Source organism: Pseudarthrobacter sp. NPDC092202 (assembly GCF_044755505.1).
Classification (GTDB): Bacteria; Actinomycetota; Actinomycetes; order Actinomycetales; family Micrococcaceae; genus Arthrobacter.
The window spans coordinates 81,489-94,289 of the sequence record NZ_JBIVRG010000013.1 but is presented as its reverse complement, the minus strand read 5'-3'; the positions used below and the strand labels follow the sequence as shown (position 1 = coordinate 94,289).

Below are 12,801 nucleotides of genomic sequence, written 5' to 3'. Positions count from 1 at the left end.
TATGCGATGCACTACGGCGTGACGGCATCCGTCCCTCCCCACGCTAGGCGGGCCAACATCCCGCAACAAGGGCAATGTCCGGAGTTTGTGGGAACCCACACCAAACCGCGGGCCTAAAGCTGCCTGCAACCCCCTGAACGACGTCAGATCGTCACGAACCTGCTGACCGCGTCCTTCCAGTAAGCCAGGAACGGCGCGGCGGCCAATGCGACTGTCCGCCCGTTCTGCAGTTCCGTTATCTGACTATCGAGGCGCTCAAGCTCGGATGTCGCGGTGATTGTCCTGTGGGCAACCCCTGCCAGTTCGCGGACGGAAGCGGGGACTACGATCAGCCCGCCGGCCCTGGAGGCTTCCCCCAAGGTTCCGGAGTCAAATCCGATCACGGGCGTACGGTAGGCGAAGGCCCGGGAGGCTACCCCGGAGGCAGGCAAAATGTTGCCGTAGAAGCGGCTCGTCTTGTCGTAGGGCAGGAGGATGGCCCTCACCGACTCAAAGAATTCATCCTCCTGCCGCCCTTCGACTGCACCCAGGATGGTGACTCCGGGTATCGGCGGCAGCTGTTCGGTTCCCCTGCCCGCGACCCGGATTTCGACCTCCGGCGGGAGTTCGCGGCGGAGCTCGACGAGCCTGTCGAATCCTTTGCCTTTGGATGCGTGACCGTAAAGTCCTACTGCCACCGGGCGCTGGGAGGCAGGCTTCAGGGCAGGCCTGGGCGGCACAAAGTGCCAGGTGCTCAGCACTTTGCAGGCGGGAAAGCTCTCCCGAAGCGCTGCCGCGCCGACTTCACTGAGTGCAAACAAGGTGGTGTCCCGCAACAGCCGCCGTTCCAGCCAGGCGCTGAACGGCCGCAGCGGAAGATGGATGCCGTGGTGGAACAGCTTGCTTCTGGCCACCCATTTGAAGCGGAAAGGCCACCACGCGGCCAGCGGCGGGTCATGCACGGTAGCCGTTGTGGCTATCTCCCGGGGTCGGCCGGCAAGCAGCCAAAATGGTCCCAGTGACGCCGCTGACAACTCAAAGTGAACAACCACCTGGCCCTCAGCGAGGGCTTCCTTTACTGCCCTGGAGAGCCTTCGCCGGTCACGTAACACATCAAGGAGCCCCACGTTGCCCGGTCCCGCTGTCCTGATTTCCCGGAAGCCGGCGAAGCTGGGCACGGCCGCGGCGATGAACTCTTCCGCATAGTCGCCGACTCCCCCGGAACCCACACGGGGTGCCACCAGAATCAGCGTTGCGGGAATCGGAGAAGTATTAGGAACAGGAACTGCGTCTGAATTTGCCACGTTACTCCGCTTTTGCACCAGAGGGACGAAAAATCGGGCCGTACATCCCCACATAATGGATTCGTCCGGCCTTGACAACAGTATGCACCAGCAGCCGTGATAAGAACCTGGAAATTGAGCAAACAATTCGTTTTCCAGCCATGGGCAGCCGGAATGACGCAAAGCTTGAGGCTTCCGACGCCGCGGAACAGCATTTAGCTCAATAACTGCTCAATTACTGTTATTTCCTCCCAATGGGCCACACCCAGACAGTAAACTTTTTTAATGAGGCCACAGGAAGGCTCCAACCCATGACAAACGTTGCTGGTGGACTTGCCCGTGTCGGCTTCCGGGGCGCGGTGTGGCAGGGGCTTGCCCTGGTGGGCGGGAAGGCGATCGTCCTCATCACCACCATCGTGCTCGCACGCCTCCTGTCGCCTGAACAGTACGGCCTTGTGGCCGCGGCGCTGGTCCTCATGGCCTACGTTGAAACCGTGGCCGATGCCGGCGTCGCGCAGGCGCTGGTCTATCTGCCTGCCTCCGGCGTCGCGGCCCGCTCGGCGCTGCTGGTTTCCGCGCTCCTTGGCACATCCCTTTCACTCTTGACGTTCTTTTCGGCGCCATGGATCGCCGGGCTTTTCCAGCTGCCGGACGTGGGCCCCCTGGTGCAGGTGCTGTCCATTGCCGTACTGGCAACGTCACTGGGCGCGGTTCCGGAAGCCCTGCTGCGGCGGGACCTGCTGTTCAGGAGACTGGCTGTGGCCCCGATTATCCGGGCGCTCGTCACAGGAGTACTCAGCCTGGTCCTCGCCTTCGCTGGGTATGGTGCTTTCTCGCTCGCGGCGGGTACCGCGGCAGGGGCGGTTGCGTACGCAGCGACGTGCTGGTGGCTTGTCCGCAAGGGCGCTCCCTGGCAGATCTGGCGCGTGGCCAAGGACGCCCTCCGGGCAAACCTCAAGTTCGGCGTTCCGGTGGCAGGCAGCAACCTCCTTGCGCGGCTCATCTTCGACATCGACTATGTGATCATCGGCGTAATCCTTGGGGCCCAGGCCCTGGGCTATTACACGCTGGCCTTCAGGCTTCCCGAAGCCCTGATCATCAACGTCTTTTTTGTGCTCTCCACGGTCCTGTTCCCGCTGTACACCCAGGTGCAGCACCAGCCCGAACGGTTGCGCGACGGCTACCTGAAGGGTGTCCGCGTGCAGTCCCTTTACGGCATGACGGCCGGCGTTGGGCTGGCAGTGCTGGCACCGATCCTCGTCCCGCTGGTCTTTGGCGGCCAATGGTCCGAGTCTGTCATTCCGCTCGTGTTCCTGGCCCTGTATGCGGCAGCACGGTCCCTTGGCGCAGGCGCAAACGACGTCTATAAGGCGATAGGCCGCCCCGGCATCTCCATCACGTTCTCGCTCATTCGGCTGGCCGTGCTGGTGCCCGTCCTGCTGGTGGCGGCCCAGTGGGGGATCATTGCCGTCGCGTGCGCCCAGATGGCAACAGCGCTGCTCTTCGCCGTCGGGATGCAAACGGTAGCTGCCAGGGTGCTCCACATCGGACCAAAGGCAATGCTGCGTGCTGTTCTGCCGGCCTTTGCCTGCAGTCTCGCCGTGGCCGGGGCCGGATCCATCATCTTCCTGCAACTCTATTTGGGGGCTCCCCTCACAGCGGCGCTGGTCTTTGTGACCGCCATAGCGGCCGTGTACGGCGTCCTCCGGTTTGGATTCCCAACGCTGCACAATGAGCTGCTACACCTCGTCCGCCGCCGGCAGGATGCCACCGCCGAATAGAAGTGTTGCGACACGCCACCACCACCAGGCGGACAGCAGGGGGACAGGCGGTCGGGTCCTTTCCCATCGGGATATGGCTTGCCGGCATTGCCCACTGGCAGCCCTGTCGGCAGCTGGATGAAGGTTCGCGGGACAGGGGATCCGCGAAGAGCCGCTGGTTCAGCTGAAACGCCGGCCAGGCCCGGTCACCTACCTCATCGCCGGCGCTGATACAGGAGCGCAGAGCACGACGGCGGTCCCCCCAGGAAGGGCGCAGGCCCGCCGGCCTGCACCTGCCCGCCTAAGCCTGCTTGGTCCGGAGGGGCCCTTCCCGGCCCAGGTCCCGTAGAGAGGGGGCGTCCTCCTCGAACTGGAGGGAAGGTATGGCGTCCAGTTCCTCTTTCGCCGCCAGGTCTGAGCCGATGACCAGGCCCAGGATGATGAAATACGGCGCTGCCGAGTTGGGACTGAGCGCTACCTCATTGAAGGCGGCATTCAGGAGGAAACCGCCCAGGAGGCCTGCCGCCAAAGTCTTGTCGCGCAGGTTTTTGATCTGCAGGACGTATTTCGACAACTGGAAAAAGAACACCAGGTACACGGCCAGGCCCACTATTCCGAGTTGGCCGATCACCATGCCCAGTCCGCTCTCTGTCACGGCCGACGTGGACTCGGACCCTTCCGAAAACAGGCCGGCAAGGACTCCGGAGCTGCCCAGTCCGCGCCCGAGGGGATGCTGCGGGAACTCAACAAAGGCCGCGGTGAACCCGCCGATGTGTGCCGCAGTACTGCCTGTTGAACTGGAAACGGTAAACAAATAGAAGTTATATGCACCGGCAGCCAGCAGCACCAGGGCAATAAGGTGGCTGGTTCTCGATGCATAGTAGCGGGTCCAGAAGGCGAAAAAAACGATCAGGCCAAGAAGTGCACCCTTGCTGACGGCCAGGACCATCGCTGCCACGGTTGCGATCTGGCATAACAGCCCGCGGAGATACCACGCCGCCATGAACACGGCGAAGAGGAAGGTGCCAAAATTTACCGGGTCCGCGAAGGGGCCTGCCATGCGCCGCAGGAACTCTCCGGGAACCACCTGCTCTGAAGCAAAGAAGTTTTTAGGCAGGCCGGAGTCTTGCTGGACAGAGATTCCCTTTTTCTCCCACAGGGTCCGGAGGTCGAGGGACTGCCAGAAATCAGGCGTATTCGCTTCAATGAAGCCGAAGACAACCGCCACGAAACCCAGCATTACCAGGTAGCGGAGGTAGACGGCATGCCTGGCCCAAACGCTGGCATGCAGCCCGATGAGGAGGAACAGGAAGGGAGCCACGATGTTCCTGGAGGAGGCCGCTGCCGCCACCAGGTCATGCTGGAACAAGACAACGGTCGCAGCCCCGTAGACAACAAGGATGGCCAGGCAGGTTGTCACGGCTTTGATCAGCTTCCGAAGGGCAGGCCCGGAAGTTGGCTTCCTGGTCGCGATCAGGACCACATACAGCGCAACCGAGAAAAGGAAGTTCAGGATGATGGCAAATTGAAGCCGTCCGCTGTCCAGGGCACCCGCAACGGTCGTCAGATAGACGTTCTGCGTCGCTGACATGATTGTGGGAATTATGAGGAAAAACGAAATCTCGGCCTTGCGCTCAGCCAGGCGGTGAATCAATTGCGCTATGACGGAGAAAAAGACGACTGCCGCCACTGCCGCAAGGATCGCCATCGAACCGAGGCCGGCGGCGATGGTGATGAGCACCAGCCCGCCGCCGAACAGCAGAAAAGGGACGATGTCCAGCCTGGGCGAGAACCCGGAGGCCGTTTCCTTGGTGTACATCTTCTCCCCAGACTGTCGAACTTGCAGGCAATTAGGCGGCTGTCACAGCCCTAGGCAGGAACCGCTGCCCAGGTGGTGACCGCATGGCGCCAGAGCCAGAAGTCGCGGTCCGCCGTTACGGCGGCCTGGACGTGGCCGGTGTCCCCGTCATGCACGGACTGGCCGGCCAGCCGGTAGGCCATTGTTGCCGCAGACCGCGCCCAGGTTGCGATCACCAGGTAGGGAAGCAGTTCCGGCTCCACGTTGCGCAGCCGCAGGTGTTGTGCCAGGGGCGCCAGGGCCCATCCCCCGGGACTGAAGGCGTTCTCGAAGGCGCGAAGCTGCAGCCGGCGGGAAGACAACGCATCCTCCTGGGACTGGCCGATGTACTGCAGGTAGAAGATGAGGTCATGGGCAGGCAGGCCATCGATGCGCGAACGTTCCCAGTCCACCACCTGGAGGCGTCCGTTTGGCTGGAGGAAGAGGTTCTGGTAGCTGAGGTCTCCGTGTTCCACCACTGCCGGAAGCTGCTCGGTGCTCATTGGCGCCAATACCTTGTGGGTGCGCTCGATCAGCCGGGCCACTTCCGTGTCAGCCGGCAACAACGAGGCCAGCTCGGCCAAAGGGCTGGTGATGGTCCGCTGGTACCAGTCCGCATTTTCCGGCACCGGCCTGGTGCAGGGCAGCGCCGCGACGAAGTTCAGGCCGGCGTCCAGGGCGCGGGGGAAGTCCTGCACCACGAGGTGGGGCTCCAGCAGGCTGCCCACCACGGCAGTCTCAATCAGTATTGTCTGGCCCCCGACGTCCAGCACTCCCACAACCTCAGGAGCACCCTGTTCGGACCCCACCCCGAGCGACTTGAGTTGCAGCAGTACATCGGCTTCCTTGCGCACGCTGTCGTTGTCTCCAGGCTGGCGGGGGATCTTCACCACAAGCCGGGGAACTTGGGCGTCCGTGGAGAAAATGAGGGCAACCACGTGGCGCGAGGTGACAAACTGCGGCGTCAGCAGAAGCGTGTCCCACTGGCCGGTGAGGCCGTACTTCCTGAGCTCGAGCGCCCGGTAGTTATCGCGGAGGATCTGGTCGATATATTTCACAGCGACTCCTGCCGGCCGGCTTCCAGTGACCGCCGGCCAACCACGGTGCCTTCTGCAGCGGCCACATTGAACATGCCCAGGTTCAGTGCCAGCCTCCCGATTGCAGCCTTGGCTTTTCCAAAGCGTACGCCCGAATAATGCGACAAGGTATCGAGTACCGCGGTCCTCGACGCCGTGGGTACAAAACGGGCCGGCCGTTCAAGGGATGGCACATGCCAATAGACCGCCACATCATCGAAGCCTGACCGCTCCAGCGTGCGCTTCCACCCTGCGAGGGTCTGCGGGCCAGGACGGGAACCGAGGGAGCGCCGCACCTGCAGGCAGATCCAGCCCCCCGGCCGGAGGGAAGCGGCAGCACCGGTAAACAGCCGTGCGTCCGGTTCAGAGAGCAGGACGACGTCGAATTCATTCTCCGGAACGGGTCCGGAAGACGGCTCTATACGGCGGGCGGACGGGTCCAGCAGGCTGATCGCCGCCACCGCATCACTGCTGAGCCGGCCGCCATACCCAAGTTGTTCGGGCTGGCTTACGGGAAGCAGGAAACGCCAGTCCAGCAGCATCCACAGGTGCAGGGGAAGAGGTTCCGCGGCACCACCCACGTCCATCCCCTTGGGTGCGGCGACATTCCACAAGAGCCTGCTGGCCTTCACCCGGACCTCGGACTCTGTCTGGCTGGCATCCAGGACGTGCGCCGAGGGAATTTCTTCGGCCAGCTCCAGATACGCTTTGCGCCATTCCTCAAGTTTTTGGGGAGTGTGTTCGCCTTTCCTGGCAAACATGACCTCGCCGGGGACATCAAGCACCAGGACGAGGTCAGGGCGCGGCTGGAACCGGAGGGCCAGCGCATCCGTCAACGCAGCCAAACGGCTTTCCGTCCGCGAGCCGGGGAGGAGGACATCGAAGGCGAGGCGGTCCATCAGCACCACGCGGCCCCGGAGGGAGTAGTACCTGGCGGCAAGTCCGGCCCGGAATATCCTGAAGACCTTCCTGGCCAGGAACCCGCCGCGGATCTTCTGGAGCCACCGGTCCATGGGGCTGGCGCTCCACAGGCCCATGTAGACGTAGGCAGAAGGCAGGGGGCAGGTGGAGCGGAGGCCGTGGAGCAGGGTGGTCTTGCCCGCGCCGTCAGGGGCCAGCACTCCGGCAACCGGCCCCCTGCCCTTGAGCTTTGGACCCACCCGCCTCAGCACCCTGTTGGCCAAACTGGTGACCCGGGGCGGAACCCGGGTGCCCGTCCAACGGCTTTTCAGCCCTGCCGCGGTTTCAGGGATGTCATCGAAAGTTCCGGACTGCAGCAGGTTGAGGAGCTTCCCGGCTGTTCCGGCCCCGAACTTCCGGTCCAGGAACAGGGCTACTGGATTTTCCACCGTCGCCACGGCAGCTGCGGAACGGGCTGCGGGGACCTTGGCCGGAGTAATTTCACCCTTGTCCAGCACCAGGTGCAGGATGTGCAGCCAGGCCTGGTCCTGGGCTTCCGGCAGCCACAACGGCCCCACGGCCACGCGCCGCCGCAGGCAACCGGCTGCGAGGGCAGTCCCAAGCTCCTGGAACTGCCCGAAGCTGATATCCGAAACCACGTCCAGTTTGATCCAAAGATCCTCTTCCGAGAGGTAGCGGAAGTAGAAGCGGTGGCTCCCATGGCCCAGTGCTACGACGCGGCGGAATCCCACGCCGGCAACAAGGCGGTCCAGTCCCGGCACCAGCTCGGCAGAAACGAGCAGGTCAACATCCCCCGCCGGGCGGACCAGGTCATCCTCACCCCTCAATAGAACCCACGGCACCCCGGACTTGTCGAGCTCCCGGAACACGGTAATCAGCACCGAATTAACCTCTGGAATTGCACCCGCGTTTTTGCCGCTTGCATATTCTCTGGCAAATTCCGGCCCGGAATAGGAAACCGGAAGTTGGGGGGAATTCGGCAATTCGCTCACCACTTCTTGATAGGTTGGAATTTCAGCCGCGCCTGCCCGCCGCACGCCGGCAGGCACCGCTGATCCGATGGCAGTCCCGAGAGCCTACCCCCTACCTAATGGGGTGGCACGAGTAGTGGGTACTCACATTTTTCCGACTTGGCTCCCTGTAGTACGTAGGTAAAGGGCATCCTGCTGCTGCCTCCGTCGGGCATAGGTAGCCGGCTGGCCGCTGCGGTCATTAGGTAGGGGAGGAGGTGGACTGCGGGCGATTAGGTAGGTAGGGCTTCCGCTGCCTCCTTGAGGAAAAGCAGGGGTGATCTTGAGCCAATACTAAGTGAACTATATATGGCGCTTTGCATAAATTCAGGGCTATATTCGCTTAACGGCTGGGAACCGTGCTGGAGGTGCAAACCGACAGCCTGCCGACCTAATGGTTATCCGTAACCTGATGGCGGCGTGCAATTATTGGAACAACTACTAACGAAAGAATGTGGTCTCCTTCTTCGAGGATTGGGGACCCATGTCATTGTTAGGGCGAAACAAGGAGCTGGACAGGCTTCTTTCTGTGATCCGCGGTCCCAAGGACACGGCCCTGGCGGTGATCGGCGGCCACGGGGTTGGAAAGTCGGCCTTGCTCTCAGAGATCCCCACACTTTCCGACTACAAGACCGTCTTCCTCGGAGCAAGCGCGTTCGAATCGGACTGGCCGTTGTCCGGCGTCACGGCCCTCCTCAACGCGATGGATGATCCCGTCCTCAACAGGATCGCTGACGAGCTCCTGCGCGATACTGCAGGATCCCTGGACGTGCCGGCCATCTCCTCAATGCTCCTCAACGGCCTTCACCAGCGCGCATCCTCCCGGACGGTCATCGTCATTGACGACGCAGACCAGCTGGACCCGAGCAGCCAGGCCGTCATTGGCTTCCTGGCCCGCCGCCTGTCCGGGACCGACATTGCCATGTTTGTCTGCCTCCGTGACGAGATGCCTGAGAGCCCGTTCAGCGGCCTGGCCGTGCTGCACCTGCAAACGCTGAGCTACAGCGACACGGTGCGGATGCTTGAGGCGATCCCCGCAAGGCAAACCACGACGGCGGCTGCCCACGCAGTTGCCGCAGCTACCCGCGGAAACCCGCTTGCCGCCGTCGAACTCTACGGCCGGCTGCTGGAACGGCAGGCGGAGGGAAAGTTCGCCCTCCCGGTTCCCCTTCCCGGCAACGGCAGCTTCGAGGCGGAGTTCGCCTTGGTGGTGGGCGGCCTGACCGTGCCCGCACGGAATGTCCTGGATCTGCTGTCCCTCTCGTGCCGAAGCGACATCAACACGCTGGAAAAGATCAGCAAGGACGTATGGACCGGGGTGGACGAGCTGCTGGCCTGCGGAATCGTCCACCGCACAGGCCCGCATCTTGCAATCCGGGACCAGCTGCTTCGCGGCTATGTTTTTGGTGCCATGACCCCTGCGGTCCGCACCGCCAACCACCGGGCGCTGGCGGAAGCCTGCCAGGACACCGACCCTTACGCCCGCAGATGGCACCTGAGCTTCACCGCGCTGGAACGGCAGACCCCCTTCGGCCTGCTCCGCCATGCAGTGGACCTGATCCGGGGCGGCGAACTGTCCTTCGCGGTGGAGTACGTCGAACGCGCCCTGACTATCAATCCATGGGAAGCGGAAACCGCCGCACGCCTGGCGGCAATCGCTGAACTCCTGTTCAACCGGGGTGAATTCGTCTACGCCAGGCGCTACCTGGAGTGGGCGCAGCGGGTGACCCGGAATCCTGCCTTGATCCTCCGGTTGACGGGGCTCTCCTTCGAAATCGACTTCATCCAGGGCGGAGCAGTCCGTTCCAGCATGGTGCTGCGCCTGGTGAAGGAATTCGGCCAGCATGATCCTGGCTTCGCCGCCAACCTCCTTGCCGTCGCCGCCGTGTACTACGCGGAACGCTGGGAATTCCAGGATGCGTGCGAGCTTCTCCAGTACGCCGGCAAGTTCCAGGAATCCGCATCGGCCGAGTGCCTTGAGCTCATGGAACGTGCCCGGCTGCTCACGGAGTCCACCAGCGGCGACGGAGTGCAGCCCGGACGCAAGTACAGCCTTGAGGGCGGATCCGTGGCCGGCCTCCTGATCCAGGGCCGCGCCTACAGCTACGCGGAGCGCTATGACCAGGCGCAGGAGCTCTTTGCCATGGTGCGGACCTCCACACGGGACGCCCACGTGAACTGGCGGGAAACTGCCCTGTTCCTGGCTGTGGACAACGAGATCAGGGCAGGAAACGTCCGGACGGCTAGCAAGCTCATGGACGACCTTGAGCTTTTTGAACCCGAGTTTAAGTACCACCGCGGCCTCCGCCACGTTTTCAGGGTCTGGCGTGCCCATGCACTGGGGGATGAAGCCCTCGCCCACAGCTACGCGGCCGAGGCACAACGGTTTGCAGGCGCTGAAAGCCACCCGGCGATCACTGCGCAGCTTGCTGCGTGGCAAGGCCACTTTGCACTGCTTCGGGGTGACCTTGCAGAATCCCTGGCCCAGCTCTCACGTGCCGCTGAAATTGGCACTGGTTTCACCAATCCCACGTTGCTGCGGTGCGATGCGGACCTCGTGGAGGTACTGGTCCGGCTGGGACGCCACCGGGAAGCCACCCAGGCCCTCCTCAGCCTGGAGAGCCGTTCGGTGGGATTGCGCTCACCGTGGCTGATGATGGCAGTTGCGCGCAGCCGTGCCATCCTGGCGGACGGCGAGCAGTCGCTGCAGTTGTTCGGCCAGGCCCTGGACAGCAGGAACTCGCGGGATTCGTTGCTTGAACGGGCAAGGACCATGCTGTGCTACGCAGAAAGGCTGAAGGCACTCGGCCGGCTGCGGGACGCCCGCGACGGTCTCCTGCGGGCCAAGGTCATGTTCGACGAAGTGGGCGCCAACGCGTGGATCCAGCACGTGGACGCACTCCTGCTGGACGAACGGGTGGAAGCACCAGGCCCGCAGGGAAACCCGGCCATGCTGCTGCTCGCTGACCACGAACGCGTCCTGGCGAGGATGGTTGCCCGGGGGATGCGCAATAAGGAAATCGCTTCAACACTCTTCGTCTCCGTGAGGACCGTGGAAGTGAGGCTGACGGCCATCTACCGCAAGCTTGGGGTTGAGTCACGCGCCCAGCTGACTGCCCTGGCGGCCAGCAAGGAAAAGGCAGCTCCGGAGCCGTACATCCTGCCGGTCCTTTAGCGCCAACCGCTGCTGCTGCAGCTACCCGCATTATCCACAAAATTCCTTCGCGGGACCCACAAAGGGCCCGCCCAAATCCTCCGCAGCGGGCTTTCCGTGACTAGTTTTGCTTCACGGCCAGAGCACAAGCGGACATACCGGAAGGGGTCACCATGGCAGAAGCACCCGTCACCGGACAGCGGCGTCCCATGCTTTACGGGACCAAACGCTCAGCGCTCACCGGCGGCCTGGCAGGTGAGCGTCCTGCCCTGGCGGGCGACGGTCCCGTCCCGGCGGCAGCTCCCGGCTACCGGCCGGCCGTCAGCCTGGTTCCTTCAGCGCTGGGACGCAAGGCGTCCTCCGCCGACTGGATTTCAGTCCACATCAACCTGTTGCGTGTCACCGACTCGCTGCTGATCGCCGGGGCAGTAGCTCTTGGCTACCACCGCTCGAGTCCAGGACTTCTGGACAGGACATCAACGGCCGCGGGCATCGCGGCCAGCGTTGCGCTGGCACTGATCTGGATCGCTGCACTGGAAATCTACAAGACACGCGATCCGAAAGTCCTTGGGGTCGGCGCTGACGAATACAAGCGGGTCATATCGGCCACCTTCCGTCTCTTCGGATTCATTGCAATTGCGTCGGTCGTGTTCTCCATCGAGAGCGGCGCCACCATGTTTGCCGTTTCATTGCCGGTGGGCATCCTCTCATTGACCGCGAACCGCTGGCTTTTCCGCCGCCGGCTGGCGACGGAAAAGGCCAAGGGGCGGCACCTGTCACGGGCCATCGTCGTCGGTGAGCCCGAGGATGTCCGCTACGTCGTCCAGCAGATCGAAAAAAAGTCCGGCCCCGTCTACAAGATCCTCGGCGTATGCCTCCCCGGTTCCCGCCGCGGGGCCAGGCTCCGCGTGGGCGAGCAGCTGGTGCCCGTGCTTTCTTCCACGGATGACATTGCCCGGACGGCACGCCTCTCCCAGGCAGATTCCGTGATCATTGCCGGACCCCTCCCGGGCGGCAACAAGTTCATCCGTGAACTGGGGTGGAGACTGGAGGAGTGCTCTGCCGAAATGGTGCTGGCAGCCACCCTCACGAACGTCGCGGGACCCCGTATTCACTGGCGTCCGGTGGAAGGGCTTCCGCTGATGCACGTGGACATTCCCCAGTACTCCGGCGGCAAGCACATCCTCAAGCGGGTCATGGATGTGACGCTTGCGGGTGCCGCGCTGACGGTGCTTTCACCCCTGCTGCTGCTCCTCGCCGTCATCGTCCGGATGGACAGCCCGGGGCCCATCCTGTTCCGCCAGGACCGCATCGGCAAGGGTGGCCAGACGTTCGGCATGTACAAGTTCCGCTCCATGGTGGTCGATGCGGAGGAGCGCCAGGCCGTGCTGCACGATACCAATGAAGGCGCCGGTGTCCTGTTCAAGATGCGCAATGATCCCAGGGTCACCCGCTGCGGGCGGTGGATGCGGAAGTACTCGCTGGACGAACTCCCGCAGCTCTGGAATGTGGTGCTTGGCGATATGAGCATGGTGGGGCCACGCCCTCCGCTTGCCCGCGAGGTCAGCGGATACGAACGGCATACCCACCGGCGCCTCCTCATCAAGCCGGGCCTCACTGGCCTGTGGCAGATCAACGGGCGCTCGGACCTGTCCTGGGACGAGGCCGTGCGCCTGGACCTCTACTACGTCGAAAACTGGTCCATCCCAGGTGACCTGCTGATCTTGTGGCGGACTTTCCGTGCCGTTATCCAGCCTTCCGGCGCCTACTGACAGCGCCTA

The 12,801-nt window shown here is 63.3% G+C and carries 7 protein-coding genes; 3 read left to right on the top strand and 4 right to left on the bottom strand.

What is annotated here, in order from left to right:
- Positions 1–143: 143 nt before the first annotated feature.
- A complete protein-coding gene (locus ACIQF4_RS17330) occupies positions 144–1,220 on the bottom strand; it encodes a hypothetical protein (protein WP_400517598.1) in 1,077 nt (358 codons plus the stop codon).
- A gap of 353 nt (positions 1,221–1,573) precedes the next feature.
- Here ACIQF4_RS17330 and ACIQF4_RS17325 point away from each other — a divergent pair, with 353 nt between their 5' ends.
- A complete protein-coding gene (locus ACIQF4_RS17325; protein ID WP_400517599.1) occupies positions 1,574–3,043 on the top strand; it encodes an oligosaccharide flippase family protein in 1,470 nt (489 codons plus the stop codon).
- A gap of 280 nt (positions 3,044–3,323) precedes the next feature.
- Here the strand turns inward: ACIQF4_RS17325 and ACIQF4_RS17320 are convergent, their stop codons facing one another.
- The 3 genes from ACIQF4_RS17320 to ACIQF4_RS17310 are packed head-to-tail and all read right to left on the bottom strand — an operon-like array spanning position 3,324 to position 7,737.
- Positions 3,324–4,841 carry a hypothetical protein gene (locus ACIQF4_RS17320; protein ID WP_350003436.1) on the bottom strand — a complete coding sequence of 506 codons (1,518 nt, stop codon included), beginning with the start codon at positions 4,839–4,841 and terminating at the stop codon, positions 3,324–3,326.
- Positions 4,842–4,891: 50 nt separating this feature from the next.
- Positions 4,892–5,917, bottom strand: a complete 1,026-nt coding sequence (locus tag ACIQF4_RS17315; RefSeq protein ID WP_350003435.1) for an aminoglycoside phosphotransferase family protein — start codon at positions 5,915–5,917, stop codon at positions 4,892–4,894.
- On the bottom strand, positions 5,914–7,737 hold the full coding sequence (locus tag ACIQF4_RS17310) for a hypothetical protein (protein ID WP_400517600.1): 1,824 nt from the start codon (positions 7,735–7,737) through the stop codon (positions 5,914–5,916). Before ACIQF4_RS17310 ends, ACIQF4_RS17315 begins: the two co-directional genes overlap by 4 nt.
- A 613-nt stretch (positions 7,738–8,350) precedes the next feature.
- On the opposite strand from ACIQF4_RS17310, the gene ACIQF4_RS17305 reads away from it, so the two are divergent.
- Positions 8,351–11,041: an AAA family ATPase gene (locus ACIQF4_RS17305; RefSeq protein ID WP_400517776.1), complete on the top strand. Its 2,691-nt coding sequence runs from the start codon at positions 8,351–8,353 to the stop codon at positions 11,039–11,041.
- A gap of 188 nt (positions 11,042–11,229) precedes the next feature.
- A complete protein-coding gene (locus tag ACIQF4_RS17300; RefSeq protein ID WP_374152981.1) occupies positions 11,230–12,792 on the top strand; it encodes a sugar transferase in 1,563 nt (520 codons plus the stop codon).
- Positions 12,793–12,801: the final 9 nt, after the last annotated feature.

Coding starts and splice junctions, on each gene's coding strand:
- ACIQF4_RS17305 (WP_400517776.1), top strand. CDS start 8,351: ATGTCATTGTTAGGGCGAAACAAGGAGCTGGACAGGCTTCTTTCTGTG.
- ACIQF4_RS17320 (WP_350003436.1), bottom strand. CDS start 4,841: ATGTACACCAAGGAAACGGCCTCCGGGTTCTCGCCCAGGCTGGACATC.
- ACIQF4_RS17325 (WP_400517599.1), top strand. CDS start 1,574: ATGACAAACGTTGCTGGTGGACTTGCCCGTGTCGGCTTCCGGGGCGCG.
- ACIQF4_RS17300 (WP_374152981.1), top strand. CDS start 11,230: ATGCTTTACGGGACCAAACGCTCAGCGCTCACCGGCGGCCTGGCAGGT.